Source organism: Enterobacter sp. T1-1 (assembly GCF_000710795.1).
GTDB lineage: Bacteria > Pseudomonadota > Gammaproteobacteria > Enterobacterales > Enterobacteriaceae > Enterobacter > Enterobacter cloacae.
The window spans coordinates 49,302-64,662 of the sequence record NZ_JALW01000008.1 but is presented as its reverse complement, the minus strand read 5'-3'; the positions used below and the strand labels follow the sequence as shown (position 1 = coordinate 64,662).

Below are 15,361 nucleotides of genomic sequence, written 5' to 3'. Positions count from 1 at the left end.
TCGAATCCAGGTACCCCAGCCATCGAAGAACGCAGTACTGGCTACGTAGCTCAGTTGGTTAGAGCACATCACTCATAATGATGGGGTCACAGGTTCGAATCCCGTCGTAGCCACCATATTAAGATTATCGATCTGTTTCGGTAATAAAAAATTGTTGGGGTATCGCCAAGCGGTAAGGCACCGGATTCTGATTCCGGCATTCCGAGGTTCGAATCCTCGTACCCCAGCCAATTTAAAAAGTCGTTAAGCAGTACGTTTAACGCAATTGGGGTGTCGCCAAGCGGTAAGGCTCTGGTTTCTGATACCAGCATTCCGGGGTTCGAATCCCTGCACCCCAGCCACTTAAAACAAACAAGCCCGCTCTGCGGGCTTTTTTGTTTTTGTTGCTCAGAATAGTGCGGCCTGATGCCCTCTCCCACGGGGAGAGGGAATAAAGATTAGAGTCCCAGAGCGTATTTAAGCGCCTGACGCTTCAAGCCGCCGGCGCGTTCCGCCGCCATCAATCCAATGTTACGCAGAATACGCACCGGGGCCAGATCATTGCTGAAACCGGCATAGAACAGATCCATCCCAGACTGCATGATGAAGTTATCCGCCATACGTCGCGTCTGGTAGCGCTTGAGTACATGATGGCTTGACCAGGCTTCCGCATGCGCACGTGCATTGCCCAGCACATCCAGTAAAGCATCAACGTCACGATACCCGAGGTTCACGCCCTGCCCCGCCAGGGGATGAATGGTGTGCGCCGCATCGCCCACCAGCGCCAGCCCTTCACGGGCATACTGCAGCGCATGGCGCCGTGTAAGGGGAAATGCCCCTGCGGCAACCGGCGTGATATGTCCCAGACGGGCCGGGAAGTGTTGCAGGATTTCACGCTGCAACTGTTCCATTGACAGCCCCTGTAGCTGGCGAATGCGCGCCGGTTTGTCGTACCACACCAGCGATGCCCAGTTATCGAACAGCGGTAAAAAGGCATGCGGACCATTCGGGGTAAAGTGCTGCCAGGTACTCTCTCCCGGCGCATTTTCACACTGAACGGTGATCAGCATACAGGATTGCTCATACTGCCAGGCATGAACACCGATGCCCGCCATTTGTCTGACCTGCGAGTGAGCACCGTCAGCCCCAATGACCAGCTTCACGGCCAGTTCATCGCCGCTGTCGAGCGTCAGCGTGTAGCCGCTATTGTGAGGATGCAGCGCCTTCAGCGACGCAGGAACACGCAGCGTCACCTTCGGATGCGCCTCCAGCGCCTGCCAGAGCGCTCGCTGGAGGACGTTGTTTTCCACCATATAGCCCAGACGCGGCAGCTTCAGCTCGGCGGCATCAAACGCGACGTGGGCATTTTCCCATTCCCAGGTTTCAAGGCGACTATAAGGGTGAGCCCGCATATCGAGCACCGCCTCCCAGACGCCCAGCCCGCGAAGCAGATCGACAGAGGCCGCGCTGATGGCGGAAATGCGGACATCCGGCTTTGCCGTCGGGTCAAACTCAGCAGGTGCCGCCTGCTCAATAACCGTTACCTCAAATCCCTGCTGCGCCAGCCCCAGCGCCAGCGCGCCGCCGACCATACCGCCGCCGACAACGGCAATTTCGGTGTGTTGGAGTGTCATGGTCACTTTTCCTTATTGGAGAATCCCTTAAGTTTACCGGATTTTTGCAGTCCTGAGACGCATAACCTTCATACTGGTCACAACCCCACCAAAGCATTACAATACACGGCTTGCAATCCTGAGCTGAGCAAGTCGATGACTAAAAAACTCCATATAAAAACCTGGGGCTGTCAGATGAACGAATACGATTCATCCAAGATGGCCGATCTGCTGGATACCACCCACGGATACCAGCTGACTGAAAATGCGAAAGAAGCCGATGTGCTGCTGCTGAATACCTGCTCAATTCGTGAAAAAGCGCAGGAAAAAGTTTTTCACGTTTTAGGTCGCTGGAAACTTCTCAAACGAAAAAATCCGGACCTGATCATCGGTGTGGGTGGCTGCGTCGCGTCGCAGGAAGGTAAGCTGATTCGTCAGAGAGCCCCCTATGTGGATATTGTCTTTGGCCCCCAGACCCTGCACCGCCTGCCGGAAATGATCAACAAGGTGCGCGGCGATCGTAGCCCGGTCGTTGATGTCAGCTTCCCGGAGATCGAAAAATTTGACCGTCTGCCCGAGCCGCGTGCGGATGGCCCGACCGCGTTCGTCTCAATCATGGAAGGCTGCAACAAATACTGCACTTATTGCGTGGTGCCTTATACCCGTGGTGAGGAAGTGAGCCGCCCGGCAGACGATATTCTGTTTGAAATCGCACAGCTTGCCGCACAGGGCGTACGCGAAGTGAACCTGCTGGGGCAGAACGTGAACGCCTGGCGTGGTGAAAACTACGACGGCACCACCGGCAGCTTTGCTGAACTGCTGCGCCTGGTAGCTGCGATTGACGGTATCGACCGTATTCGCTTTACCACCAGCCATCCAATGGAATTCACCGACGATATTATCGACGTTTACCGCGATACGCCGGAGCTGGTGAGCTTCCTGCATTTGCCGATTCAGTGCGGCTCTGATCGCGTACTGAACCTGATGGGGCGTCCGCATACGGTGCTGGAGTACAAATCCACCATTCGTAAGCTGCGTGAAGCGCGTCCGGACATCCAGATAAGTTCCGACTTTATCGTTGGCTTCCCTGGTGAAACCGCTGACGACTTCGAGCGCACCATGAAGCTCATCGGCGAAGTGAATTTTGACGTCAGCTACAGCTTTATTTTCTCTGCGCGCCCTGGCACACCGGCGGCCGATATGGTTGACGATGTCCCGGAAGAAGAGAAAAAACAGCGTCTGTATATTCTGCAGGAGCGTATCAACCAGCAGGCCAACGCCTGGAGCCGGCGCATGCTCGGCACCGTGCAGCGTATTCTGGTGGAAGGCACCTCCCGTAAGAGCATCATGGAACTCTCAGGCCGTACCGAAAACAACCGCGTGGTGAATTTCGAAGGCACCCCGGACATGATCGGTAAATTTGTGGACGTCGAGATTGTGGAAGTGCTGACCAACTCGCTGCGCGGAAAACTGGTGCGCACCGAAGATGAGATGGGGCTGCGCATTGCGCAATCTCCTGAATCCGTCATTTCCCGCACGCGTAAAGAAAACGATTCTGGCGTTCGGGTTTACCAGCCATAATCCTTCAGGCCTGCCTTCCCGGCAGGCCTTGTATTTCCTCTCAACGTCCCCAATATCTTCCGCAACGCTTGCGCCTTTTTTCCATGGCGTGAATAATTTCGGTAATGACCGTTTTATTACGCCTGAGGGCGCCGGGCCAGTTAACCAATCAAAGAGGAACAGTTTGAACATAGACACGCTTGAAATTAGCCTAACGCCCGCAGACAACGCTCGCCTGCTGAGCCTGTGCGGGCCGTTTGATGACAACATCAAACAACTGGAGCGACGTCTGGGTATCGAAATCAATCGTCGCGATAATCATTTCAAACTCACCGGACGCCCTATCTGCGTCAATGCGGCTGCGGACATCCTGCGTAACCTGTATGTTGATACCGCCCCGATGCGTGGCGAAATTCAGGATATCGAACCGGAACAAATTCACCTCGCCATTAAAGAGGCGCGCGTGCTTGAGCACAGCGCAGAAAGCGTGCCGGACTATGGCAAAGCCATAAATATCAAGACCAAACGTGGCGTCATCAAGCCGCGTACACCGAACCAGGCGCAGTACATTGCCAACATTCTCGACCATGACATCACCTTCGGCGTAGGTCCGGCGGGTACAGGTAAAACCTATCTGGCCGTCGCCGCTGCGGTTGATGCGCTGGAGCGCCAGGAGATCCGCCGTATTCTGCTGACCCGCCCGGCGGTTGAAGCAGGTGAAAAACTCGGCTTCCTGCCGGGGGACCTGAGTCAGAAGGTGGATCCTTATCTGCGCCCCCTGTACGACGCGCTGTTCGAAATGCTGGGCTTTGAGAAAGTTGAGAAACTTATTGAGCGTAACGTGATTGAAGTCGCCCCGCTGGCCTACATGCGTGGCCGTACCCTTAACGATGCGTTCATTATTCTGGATGAGAGCCAGAACACCACCATCGAACAGATGAAGATGTTCCTGACGCGTATCGGCTTCAACTCGAAAGCGGTTATCACCGGTGACGTCACCCAGATTGACCTGCCGCGCAGCACCAAATCGGGCCTGCGCCACGCCATCGAAGTGCTGGCTGAGGTGGACGAAATCAGCTTTAACTTCTTCCACAGTGAAGACGTGGTACGCCACCCGGTGGTCGCGCGTATCGTTAACGCCTATGAAGCCTGGGAAGAGGCCGATCAGAAGCGTAAGGCCGAACTGGCCGCAGAACGTAAGCGCGAAGCGCAGGAGCAAGAACAGAAATGAGTCAGGTGATCCTCGATTTACAGCTGGCCTGTGAAGATAATTCCGGCATGCCAGAAGAGGCGCAGTTTCAGAAATGGCTGGATGCTGTTATCCCCCAGTTTCAGGAAGAGTCTGAAGTCACGATTCGCCTGGTGGATGAAGCAGAAAGCCATGAGCTTAACCTGACCTACCGCGGGAAAGATAAGCCAACCAACGTGCTCTCTTTCCCGTTCGAAGCCCCACCGGGTATTGAAATGCCGCTGCTCGGCGATCTGATCATCTGCCGTCAGGTGGTGGAACAGGAAGCCAAAGAGCAGCAAAAGCCGCTCGAGGCCCACTGGGCGCATATGGTTGTCCATGGAAGCCTGCACCTGCTGGGCTACGATCATATTGAAGATGACGAAGCGGAAGAGATGGAGTCCCTTGAGACAGAGATAATGCTTGCTCTGGGCTATGAGGATCCGTACATTGCCGAGAAAGAATAGTCAGACAACCGACTGACTAACATGCCGCCGCGTAAGGAAATAGCGCGGCGGTAAACATTGAACTGACGAGAGAACCCTTAACAAACGCCATGAGCGACGACAATTCACACAGTAGCGACACGACAAACAGTAAAAAGGGATTTTTCTCCCTCATTCTGAGCCAGCTTTTCCATGGTGAGCCCAAAAACCGTGATGAACTGCTGGAGCTGATTCGTGATTCCGGGCAAAACGATCTTATCGACGAAGATACGCGCGAAATGCTCGAAGGGGTAATGGACATCGCCGACCAGCGCGTTCGCGATATCATGATCCCCCGCTCGCAGATGATCACCCTGAAACGTAACCAGAGCCTCGATGAATGCCTCGATGTGATTATCGAATCCGCTCACTCCCGTTTCCCGGTCATCAGCGAAGACAAAGATCACATCGAAGGGATTTTGATGGCCAAAGATCTGCTGCCGTTTATGCGCAGCGATGCCGAAGCCTTCAGCATGGAAAAAGTGTTACGCCAGGCCGTGGTTGTGCCGGAAAGTAAACGTGTGGATCGGATGCTGAAAGAGTTTCGCTCCCAGCGTTACCACATGGCGATTGTGATTGATGAATTTGGCGGCGTGTCAGGCCTTGTCACGATCGAGGATATTCTTGAGCTGATCGTGGGCGAGATCGAAGACGAGTATGACGAAGAAGAAGATATCGACTTCCGTCAGCTTAGCCGCCACACGTGGACCGTTCGCGCCCTGGCCTCCATTGAGGATTTCAACGACGCCTTCGGCACCCACTTCAGCGATGAAGAGGTGGATACCATTGGTGGGCTGGTGATGCAGGCCTTTGGTCATCTTCCTGCCCGCGGCGAAACCGTTGACATCGATGGTTACCAGTTCAAAGTGGCGATGGCCGACAGCCGACGTATTATACAGGTTCATGTCAGAACGCCGGACGACTCACCGGTGCCAAAACTGGAAGATTAATGTAAATGGCATTTGCCCCACTGCTTGAACGCCAGCGCGTCCGTTTGCTGCTGGCGCTGTTACTCGGAGCCAGCGGTACGCTGGCTTTTTCTCCTTACGATATCTGGCCTGCAGCCATTCTCTCCCTGATGGGGTTACAGGGGTTAACCCTGAATCGTCGTCCCGTTCAGGCTGCAGCCATTGGCTACTTCTGGGGGCTGGGGCTGTTTGGATCCGGCATCAACTGGGTCTACGTCAGCATCGCCCAGTTTGGGGGTATGCCGGGGCCGGTTAACGTCTTCCTTGTGGTTCTGCTGGCCGCCTATCTCTCGCTCTACACCGGTCTGTTTGCGGGCATTCTTTCCCGCCTGTGGCCTAAAACCAGTTGGCTGCGCGTTGCCATTGCGGCTCCCGTGGTCTGGCAGATCACCGAGTTTCTGCGCGGCTGGGTGCTGACCGGCTTCCCGTGGCTGCAGTTTGGCTACAGCCAGATTGACGGCCCGCTGAAAGGTCTGGCGCCAGTAATGGGCGTTGAAGCCATTAACTTCCTGCTGATGGTGGTGAGCGGCCTGCTGGTGCTGGCGCTGGTCACGCGTAACTGGAAACCACTGGTAGTGGCGCTGGTTCTTTTCGCTCTGCCCTTCCCGCTGCGTTATATCCAGTGGTATACCCTGATGCCAGAGCGCGCCACACAGGTATCGATGGTGCAGGGAAATATTCCGCAGGCGATGAAGTGGGATGAAAAAGAGCTGCTGAACACGCTGAAAATTTACGCCAACGCCACTGAAGAGGTGATGGGTAAATCACAGCTGATCATCTGGCCTGAATCTGCCATTCCGGATCTGGAAATTAACCAGCAGCCGTTTCTCAACATGATGAACGATCTGCTGCGCGCGCGCGGCAGTACGCTGATCACCGGGATTGTGGATGCGCGTCTGAATCAGCAGAACCGCTACGATACCTACAACACCATCATTACGCTCGGCAAAGACAGCGACTACAGCTACACCTCGACTGACCGGTATAACAAGAATCACCTTGTTCCGTTTGGCGAGTTTGTTCCGCTGGAATCGATACTGCGTCCGCTGGCACCGTTCTTTGACCTGCCAATGTCCTCCTTCAGTCGGGGTCCGTATGTGCAGCCGCAGCTGCATGCACACGGCTTTGCCCTGACGGCGGCCATTTGCTACGAGATCATCCTCGGTGAACAGGTGCGCGATAACTTCCGTCCGGATACGGACTTCCTGCTGACTATCTCTAATGATGCCTGGTTCGGTAAGTCGATTGGTCCGTGGCAGCACTTCCAGATGGCGCGGATGCGTTCACTGGAGCTGGCGCGTCCGCTGTTGCGCAGCACCAACAATGGCATCACCGCCGTGATTGGACCGCGAGGAGAAATTCAGGCCATGATCCCGCAGTTTACGCGCGACGTGTTGACGGCTAAAGTCACGCCGACAAGCGGCCTGACGCCATATGCCCGCACCGGCAACTGGCCGCTGTGGATCCTGACCGCCCTGTTTGGCTTTGGGGCTGTGCTGATGAGCCTTCGTCAGCGTCGTCGCTAATCTTACCTTCTGTTGCCGGGTGGCGCTGACGCTTACCCGGCCTACATTTCGCTTCGTCGGTCGGGTAAGGCGTAGCCGCCACTCGACAGTTCCCTCCCAAATTTCAATTCTGGCACGCCTATTGCTTTGTTTATTCAGGTAAACGCAGTTTGGCTTCGTGTGCAACCTTGTCGCACCAGCATAGATCGCCGGTAGCACCGAAACGGTGCAACGAGAGATTTCTGCCTCGGAATGGTGCGGCGCGCTTCGCAAAAATAAACAATAACGCAGCAAAATCTTTACATTAAGCCAGACTAAATGTTAACAAGCTTGCATAACACTGCACTCGCATAGCGCGAGATATAACAACATCACAATGGGTATCAATGCGTCACTGACGCTGATAAGAAAGGAGTTGGGTATGCAATTACGTAAACTGGCCACAGCAATGCTGGTAATGGGGATGTCCGCAGGCGTCGTACACGCTGAAGACGCGCCGGCAGCCGGCAGCACTCTCGACAAGATTGCCAAAAACGGCGTGATCGTGGTCGGCCACCGTGAATCTTCTGTCCCGTTCTCTTACTACGACAACACGCAAAAAGTCGTGGGCTATTCACAGGACTACTCTAACGCCATCGTTGAGGCCGTGAAGAAAAAGCTGAACAAACCCGACCTGCAGGTAAAACTGATTCCAATCACCTCGCAGAACCGTATCCCACTGCTGCAAAACGGCACCTTCGATTTTGAGTGTGGCTCCACCACCAACAACCTGGAGCGTCAGAAACAGGCCGCCTTCTCCGACACCATCTTTGTGGTGGGGACCCGTCTGCTGACCAAAAAAGGCGGTGACATCAAAGATTTTGCTGACCTGAAAGGCAAAGCCGTTGTTGTGACCTCCGGGACAACCTCAGAAGTGTTGCTGCACAAGCTGAACGACGAGAAGAAAATGGATATGCGCATCATCAGCGCGAAAGACCATGGTGACTCCTTCCGTACGCTGGAAAGTGGCCGTGCCGTCGCGTTTATGATGGATGATGCTCTGCTGGCTGGCGAACGTGCAAAAGCGAAGAAACCGGACAACTGGGATATCGTTGGTACCGCCCAGTCGAAAGAAGCCTACGGCTGTATGCTGCGTAAAGACGATCCGCAATTCAAGAAGCTGATCGATGACACCATCGCCCAGGTGCAAACCTCCGGTGAAGCGGAAAAATGGTTCGACAAATGGTTCAAGAACCCAATTCCACCCAAAAATCTCAACATGAACTTTGAACTGTCTGACGACATGAAAGCACTGTTCAAATCACCAAATGACAAGGCTCTTAACTAATTAGAACTACAGGGGCGGGATCTCCTGCCCTCTCGATTGTCGGGAAGCATGGACAGACTATACGTTGAGTGGTCGTTCCCCACTCAGCGCGAAAAATGAGCTTCTCACCAATCTTCGAGGGTAGCGCTGCTACCCTTTTTTTTCTGGAGTTTATTATGTCAATAGACTGGAACTGGGGCATATTTCTGCAACAAGCCCCGTTCGGCAACACAACCTATCTTGGCTGGCTGTGGAGCGGCTTTCAGGTTACCGTTGCGTTATCGATAACGGCGTGGATTATTGCGTTCCTTGTCGGTTCACTGTTCGGTATTCTGCGCACCGTCCCTAACCGTTTTCTCTCTTCTATCGGCACGCTGTATGTGGAACTGTTCCGTAACGTTCCGCTGATCGTGCAGTTCTTTACCTGGTATCTGGTCGTTCCTGAACTGCTGCCGGAAAATATTGGCATGTGGTTCAAGTCGGAACTGGATCCTAACGTACAGTTCTTTGTCTCCTCGATGATGTGTCTGGGGCTGTTTACCGCCGCACGCGTGTGCGAGCAGGTACGCGCCGCTATTCAGTCGCTGCCGCGTGGACAAAAGAACGCGGGTCTGGCGATGGGGTTAACGCTGCCGCAAACCTACCGCTACGTCCTGCTGCCTAACGCCTACCGCGTCATTGTTCCACCGATGACCTCAGAGATGATGAACCTGGTCAAAAACTCGGCCATCGCCTCCACGATCGGTCTGGTCGATATGGCGGCGCAGGCGGGTAAACTGCTGGATTATTCCGCCCACGCGTGGGAATCCTTCACGGCAATTACGCTCGCGTATGTTCTGATTAACGCTTTCATCATGCTGGTGATGAACCTGGTTGAACGCAAAATTCGCCTGCCGGGCAATCTGGGGGGCAAATAATGTACGAATTTGACTGGAGTTCCATTGTTCCTTCCATGCCGTACCTGCTGGATGGCCTGGTGATCACCTTAAAAATCACGGCGATCGCCATCATCGTCGGTATCGTCTGGGGCACCCTGCTGGCGGTAATGCGCCTGTCGAGCTTCAAACCGCTCGCCTGGTTTGCCACTGCCTACGTTAACGTTTTCCGTTCTATTCCGCTGGTAATGGTGCTGCTGTGGTTTTACCTGATTGTTCCCGGATTCCTGCAAAACGTTCTGGGACTGTCACCGAAAACCGATATCCGCCTGATTTCCGCGATGGTTGCGTTCTCCATGTTTGAGGCCGCTTACTATTCCGAGATCATCCGTGCGGGCATACAGAGTATCTCACGCGGGCAGTCCAGCGCGGCGCTGGCGCTGGGGATGACCCACTGGCAGTCCATGCAACTCATTATTCTGCCGCAGGCGTTTCGCGCCATGGTTCCCCTCCTGCTGACCCAGGGCATCGTGCTATTCCAGGATACCTCTCTGGTATATGTCCTGAGCCTGGCAGACTTCTTCCGTACTGCGTCCACCATCGGTGAGCGCGATGGTACGCAGGTTGAGATGGTGCTCTTCGCAGGTGCGGTCTATTTTGTGATTAGTTTAAGCGCGTCGCTGTTGGTCAGTTGGCTGAAGAAAAGGACGGTATAATGATTTCCCTGAAAAATGTTTCTAAATGGTATGGGCACTTTCAGGTGCTGACCGACTGCTCCACCGAAGTCAAAAAAGGTGATGTGGTGGTAGTGTGCGGGCCGTCCGGTTCCGGTAAATCGACGCTGATCAAAACGGTTAATGGTCTGGAGCCTGTGCAGCAGGGTGAAATTGTTGTTAACGGCACCAAAGTGAACGACAAGAAAACCAACCTTGCCCAGCTTCGCTCCCACGTGGGGATGGTGTTCCAGCATTTTGAACTGTTCCCTCACCTCTCCATCATCGAGAACCTGACGCTGGCGCAGGTGAAAGTGCTTAAGCGTGACAAAAAAGCGGCGCGTGAGAAAGGGCTGAAGCTTCTGGATCGCGTGGGGCTTTCTGCGCATGCCGATAAGTTCCCGGCACAGCTTTCCGGCGGCCAACAGCAGCGTGTGGCGATTGCTCGCGCACTGTGTATGGATCCGGTGGCAATGCTGTTCGACGAACCGACCTCCGCACTCGATCCCGAAATGATCAACGAAGTGCTGGACGTCATGGTTGAACTGGCCCACGAAGGGATGACCATGATGGTGGTGACCCACGAAATGGGCTTCGCCCGCAAAGTGGCAAACCGCGTGATCTTTATGGATGAAGGCAAGATCGTTGAAGACTCGCCGAAAGAAGAGTTCTTCGCCAACCCGAAATCCGAACGCGCTAAAGACTTCCTGGCTAAAATCCTGCATTAATCTTCTCAGTGCGCAATCTGCGGATTGCGCACTGTCTCACGCTTTCATGCTCTGCTTCTCGTCGGCGTCACATTGCAGCGTTAACCTTGTCACAAAATAACGCTACGTATGGAGAACGCTATGGCACAGCCTATTATTTTCGATTGCGATCCGGGTCATGATGACGCGATTGCCCTCGTCCTTGCACTTGCCTCCCCTGAACTTGAAGTCAAAGCTGTTACCTCATCTGCCGGCAACCAGACGCCGGATAAAACCCTGCGCAACGTCCTGCGTATGCTGACCTTGCTAAAGCGCCCCGATATTCCCGTGGCCGGTGGCGCGGTCAAACCGCTGATGCGTGAACTGATCATTGCCGACAACGTACACGGAGAAAGCGGCCTGGACGGCCCGGCACTGCCGGAACCGGGTTTCGCCCCGCAATCCTGTACCGCCGTGGAGCTGATGGCAAAGGTACTACGCGAGAGTGCTGAACCCGTCACGCTGGTAGCAACGGGCCCGCAAACCAACGTTGCGCTGCTGCTGAACAGCCATCCTGAACTGCACAGCAAAATTGCCCGTATCGTGATTATGGGCGGAGCCATGGGGCTGGGTAACTGGACGCCTGCGGCGGAGTTCAACATCTTTGTCGACCCGGAAGCGGCGGAGATCGTCTTCCAGTCGGGTTTGCCGATTGTGATGGCCGGGCTGGATGTTACCCACCGGGCGCAGATTATGGCGAATGACATCGAGCGTTTTCGTGCGATTGGCAACCCGGTTGCCACGACCGTGGCCGAGCTGCTCGACTTCTTTATGGAATATCACAAAGCTGAGAAATGGGGCTTCCACGGCGCGCCGCTGCATGACCCGTGCACCATTGCCTGGCTGCTGAAGCCTGAGATGTTTACCACGGTAGAGCGCTGGGTTGGTGTGGAGACCCAGGGGAAATACACCCAGGGGATGACGGTAGTGGATTACTATTCGCTGACGGGCAATAAACCGAATACCACGCTAATGGTGGATATCGATCGGCAGGCGTTTGTGGATTTGCTGGCGGAGAGGCTCGCATACTATAGTGCGGCCTGATGCCCTCACCCCAACCCTCTCCCACGGGGAGAGGGAGCAAACAGTTTTGCTTTTACTTAGGGCTCAAACGGCCGACGCTGGAACTGATCGTGCCCGCACTTCGGACAGAGTGACAGCACCTCCGGCGTATAAACGGCAATATGGTGATGGCATTTCTCACAGACCAGATTTCCCAGCCCCACCACTTCACCGCTGTGGTACACGCCGTGATGATTCAGATCCTGAAAGACTTCACGCCACTCCAGCTGTGTTTTATCGGTAATATCCGCCAGCTCCTGCCAGAGGCTCTCCTTGATCACCCGCATAAATACGCTGTCGGTCACCTCGTTCTGGCTCTCCTGGTAACTGCGCGCGAACTCTTCGAGGTCACGACGCACGGCGCGCGTCACCTCTTCCACTTCGGTTCGCGTTAACTCACCCGTTTGCGTCACGCGCGCACGCGCCTGTTCCACCAGCGCGTCGATATCTCGCTCGCCGTTACGCAGCCGTTCCGTCAGTGTTGCCACCAGTTCGCGGTAAAATTGAGCAACCTTGTTCATCATTTTGCCTCCCGGGTAAGTAACTATTTCTAATAATAGACCTTATTTCATCGCCGCTTTGTCAGGTGAACCACAGACCCGGTAAATTCCTGCAAAGCGCATTTGTGCGAAAGGCTGTTTTGACGCGGGCGTTTGGGCTATGCTATGCGGATCTGAAATACCACATCCATTGGCTACATTTGTAGCTGTATTGAAAACAGGACCACTGGCTGCCATGCAAGAGCAATACCGCCCGGAAGAGATAGAATCAAAAGTCCAGCAACACTGGGACGAGAAGCGTACCTTTGAAGTAACCGAAGACGAGAGCAAAGAGAAGTATTACTGCCTGTCGATGCTTCCCTATCCTTCTGGTCGACTACACATGGGCCACGTGCGTAACTACACCATCGGGGATGTGATTGCACGCTACCAGCGTATGCTGGGCAAAAACGTGCTGCAGCCAATCGGCTGGGATGCATTCGGTCTGCCTGCTGAAGGCGCGGCGGTCAAAAACAATACGGCGCCAGCGCCGTGGACGTACGACAACATCGCGTACATGAAAAACCAGCTCAAAATGCTGGGCTTTGGCTATGACTGGAGCCGCGAACTGGCGACCTGTACCCCGGAATACTACCGCTGGGAACAGAAGTTCTTCACCGAGCTGTACAAAAAAGGCCTGGTCTATAAGAAGACGTCTGCCGTTAACTGGTGCCCGAACGACCAGACCGTTCTCGCGAACGAACAGGTTATCGACGGCTGCTGCTGGCGCTGCGACACCAAAGTTGAGCGTAAAGAGATCCCACAGTGGTTTATCAAAATCACCGCTTACGCTGACGAACTGCTGAACGATCTGGACACGCTGGACCACTGGCCGGATACCGTTAAGACCATGCAGCGCAACTGGATCGGCCGTTCTGAAGGCGTGGAGATCACCTTCAACGTTGAGAACTACGATCAGACTCTGACCGTCTACACTACCCGTCCGGATACCTTCATGGGCGCGACCTATCTGGCCGTGGCCGCAGGTCACCCGCTGGCGCAGAAAGCTGCCGAAAATAACCCGGAGCTGGCTATCTTTATCGACGAATGCCGCAACACGAAAGTGGCAGAAGCCGACATGGCGACCATGGAGAAGAAAGGCGTTGCCACGGGCTTCTATGCGAAGCACCCACTGACTGGCGAAGCGATTCCGGTCTGGGCAGCAAACTTCGTGCTGATGGAATACGGTACCGGTGCCGTGATGGCTGTTCCGGGTCACGACCAGCGCGACTATGAATTTGCCACCAAATACAACCTGCCGATCAAAGCCGTTATTCTGGCGGCTGACGGCTCTGAACCTGATCTGTCTGAGCAAGCACTGACGGAAAAAGGCACGCTGTTTAACTCTGGTGAGTTCAGCGGCCTGAGCTTCGAAGAGGGTTTCAACGCCATCGCCGACAAACTGGCATCGCTGGGCGTGGGCGAGCGTAAAGTGAACTACCGCCTGCGCGACTGGGGCGTTTCCCGTCAGCGTTACTGGGGTGCGCCAATCCCGATGGTCACACTGGAAGACGGCACCGTAATGCCAACCCCGGAAGATCAACTCCCGGTGATCCTGCCGGAAGATGTGGTCATGGATGGCATCACCAGCCCGATCAAAGCCGATCCTGAGTGGGCAAAAACCACCGTTAACGGTCAGCCTGCGCTGCGTGAAACCGACACCTTTGACACCTTTATGGAGTCTTCCTGGTACTACGCCCGCTACACCTGCCCGCAGTATCAGGAAGGGATGCTGGATTCCGACGCGGCAAACTACTGGCTGCCGGTAGACATCTACATCGGTGGTATTGAACATGCCATCATGCACCTGCTCTACTTCCGCTTCTTCCACAAGCTGATGCGTGACGCAGGCATGGTGAACTCTGACGAGCCAGCGAAACAGCTGCTGTGTCAGGGCATGGTACTGGCAGATGCGTTCTACTATGTGGGTGCGAACGGCGAACGTAACTGGGTCTCTCCGGTTGATGCGATTGTTGAGCGCGACGAGAAAGGCCGTATCGTGAAGGCGAAAGACGCCGAAGGTCATGAACTGGTGTATACCGGCATGAGCAAGATGTCCAAGTCCAAAAACAACGGCATCGACCCGCAGGTGATGGTTGAGCGCTACGGCGCGGATACCGTGCGTCTGTTCATGATGTTTGCCTCTCCGGCAGACATGACCCTGGAGTGGCAGGAGTCCGGCGTTGAAGGGGCGAACCGCTTCCTGAAGCGCGTCTGGAAACTGGTTTACGAACACACCGCTCAGGGCGACGCACCGGCACTGAACGTTGCTGCCCTGACTGAAGACCAGCAGGCGCTGCGTCGTGATGTTCATAAAACGATTGCAAAAGTGACCGATGATATTGGTCGTCGTCAGACCTTCAATACCGCAATTGCGGCTATTATGGAACTGATGAACAAGCTGGCGAAAGCACCGCAGGAAGGCGAGCAGGATCGTGCCTTAATGCGTGAAGCACTGTTGGCCGTCGTGCGCATGTTGAACCCGTTCACCCCGCATGTCAGCTTCACCCTGTGGCAGGAGCTGAAAGGCGAAGGCGATATCGACAACGCGCCGTGGCCGGTTGCTGATGAATCCGCCATGGTGGAAAACACCACGCTGGTGGTGGTACAGGTCAACGGTAAAGTACGCGGTAAAATTACCGTCGCCGTTGATGCAACCGAAGAACAGGTTCGTGAGCGTGCTGGCCAGGAACATCTGGTGGCGAAATATCTTGAGGGCGTTACCGTACGTAAAGTGATCTACGTACCGGGTAAACTGCTGAATCTGGTCGTTGGCTAAGCG

The 15,361-nt window shown here is 54.8% G+C and carries 13 protein-coding genes and 3 tRNA genes; 14 read left to right on the top strand and 2 right to left on the bottom strand.

The window, feature by feature from the left end; translation table 11 throughout:
• The first annotated feature begins 39 nt into the window (after positions 1-39).
• The 3 genes from AK59_RS0104395 to AK59_RS0104385 all read left to right on the top strand — a co-directional run bounded on the left by AK59_RS0104395 (position 40) and on the right by AK59_RS0104385 (position 341).
• Positions 40-116, top strand: a tRNA-Met gene (locus tag AK59_RS0104395).
• 39 nt (positions 117-155) lie between these two features.
• A tRNA-Gln gene (locus AK59_RS0104390) sits at positions 156-230 on the top strand.
• A gap of 36 nt (positions 231-266) precedes the next feature.
• Positions 267-341 (top strand) — tRNA-Gln (locus tag AK59_RS0104385).
• A gap of 96 nt (positions 342-437) precedes the next feature.
• Here the strand turns inward: AK59_RS0104385 and ubiF are convergent.
• Positions 438-1,613 (bottom strand): 3-demethoxyubiquinol 3-hydroxylase, encoded by a 1,176-nt coding sequence (gene ubiF / locus AK59_RS0104380; RefSeq protein ID WP_029882141.1) that lies wholly within the window; start codon positions 1,611-1,613, stop codon positions 438-440.
• 135 nt (positions 1,614-1,748) lie between these two features.
• On the opposite strand from ubiF, the gene miaB reads away from it, so the two are divergent.
• The 10 genes from miaB to rihA all read left to right on the top strand — a co-directional run bounded on the left by miaB (position 1,749) and on the right by rihA (position 12,022).
• On the top strand, positions 1,749-3,173 hold the full coding sequence (gene miaB, locus AK59_RS0104375; protein ID WP_013097574.1) for a tRNA (N6-isopentenyl adenosine(37)-C2)-methylthiotransferase MiaB: 1,425 nt from the start codon (positions 1,749-1,751) through the stop codon (positions 3,171-3,173).
• A 163-nt stretch (positions 3,174-3,336) separates the two neighbouring features.
• Positions 3,337-4,383, top strand: a complete 1,047-nt coding sequence (locus AK59_RS0104370; protein ID WP_029882140.1) for a PhoH family protein — start codon at positions 3,337-3,339, stop codon at positions 4,381-4,383.
• Positions 4,380-4,847 carry an rRNA maturation RNase YbeY gene (gene ybeY / locus AK59_RS0104365; RefSeq protein WP_003858677.1) on the top strand — a complete coding sequence of 156 codons (468 nt, stop codon included), beginning with the start codon at positions 4,380-4,382 and terminating at the stop codon, positions 4,845-4,847. Before AK59_RS0104370 ends, ybeY begins: the two co-directional genes overlap by 4 nt.
• A gap of 89 nt (positions 4,848-4,936) precedes the next feature.
• Positions 4,937-5,815, top strand: a complete 879-nt coding sequence (gene corC / locus AK59_RS0104360) for a CNNM family magnesium/cobalt transport protein CorC (RefSeq protein ID WP_013097576.1) — start codon at positions 4,937-4,939, stop codon at positions 5,813-5,815.
• A gap of 5 nt (positions 5,816-5,820) precedes the next feature.
• The gene (gene lnt, locus AK59_RS0104355) at positions 5,821-7,359 is read left to right on the top strand and encodes an apolipoprotein N-acyltransferase (RefSeq protein WP_029882139.1); all 1,539 of its coding nucleotides are present in this window, start codon (positions 5,821-5,823) and stop codon (positions 7,357-7,359) included.
• Between the two features lie 400 nt (positions 7,360-7,759).
• On the top strand, positions 7,760-8,665 hold the full coding sequence (locus tag AK59_RS0104350) for an amino acid ABC transporter substrate-binding protein (RefSeq protein WP_014883004.1): 906 nt from the start codon (positions 7,760-7,762) through the stop codon (positions 8,663-8,665).
• 155 nt (positions 8,666-8,820) lie between these two features.
• A complete protein-coding gene (locus tag AK59_RS0104345; protein ID WP_013097579.1) occupies positions 8,821-9,561 on the top strand; it encodes an amino acid ABC transporter permease in 741 nt (246 codons plus the stop codon).
• Complete coding sequence (gene gltK / locus AK59_RS0104340; RefSeq protein WP_013097580.1) at positions 9,561-10,235, top strand: glutamate/aspartate ABC transporter permease GltK; 675 nt, start codon at positions 9,561-9,563, stop codon at positions 10,233-10,235. Before AK59_RS0104345 ends, gltK begins: the two co-directional genes overlap by 1 nt.
• Positions 10,235-10,960, top strand: coding sequence for an amino acid ABC transporter ATP-binding protein (locus AK59_RS0104335; protein ID WP_014831084.1), 726 nt, complete (start codon positions 10,235-10,237; stop codon positions 10,958-10,960). The genes gltK and AK59_RS0104335 overlap by 1 nt, the downstream gene beginning before the upstream one ends.
• Positions 10,961-11,080: 120 nt before the next feature.
• Complete coding sequence (rihA, locus tag AK59_RS0104330; protein WP_029882138.1) at positions 11,081-12,022, top strand: pyrimidine-specific ribonucleoside hydrolase RihA; 942 nt, start codon at positions 11,081-11,083, stop codon at positions 12,020-12,022.
• 56 nt (positions 12,023-12,078) lie between these two features.
• On the opposite strand, the gene AK59_RS0104325 is transcribed toward rihA, so the two are convergent.
• Positions 12,079-12,561, bottom strand: coding sequence for a zinc ribbon-containing protein (locus AK59_RS0104325; RefSeq protein WP_029882137.1), 483 nt, complete (start codon positions 12,559-12,561; stop codon positions 12,079-12,081).
• Positions 12,562-12,775: 214 nt separating this feature from the next.
• Here AK59_RS0104325 and leuS point away from each other — a divergent pair, with 214 nt between their 5' ends.
• Complete coding sequence (gene leuS / locus AK59_RS0104320; protein WP_032618399.1) at positions 12,776-15,358, top strand: leucine--tRNA ligase; 2,583 nt, start codon at positions 12,776-12,778, stop codon at positions 15,356-15,358.
• The last annotated feature ends 3 nt before the right edge of the window (positions 15,359-15,361 follow it).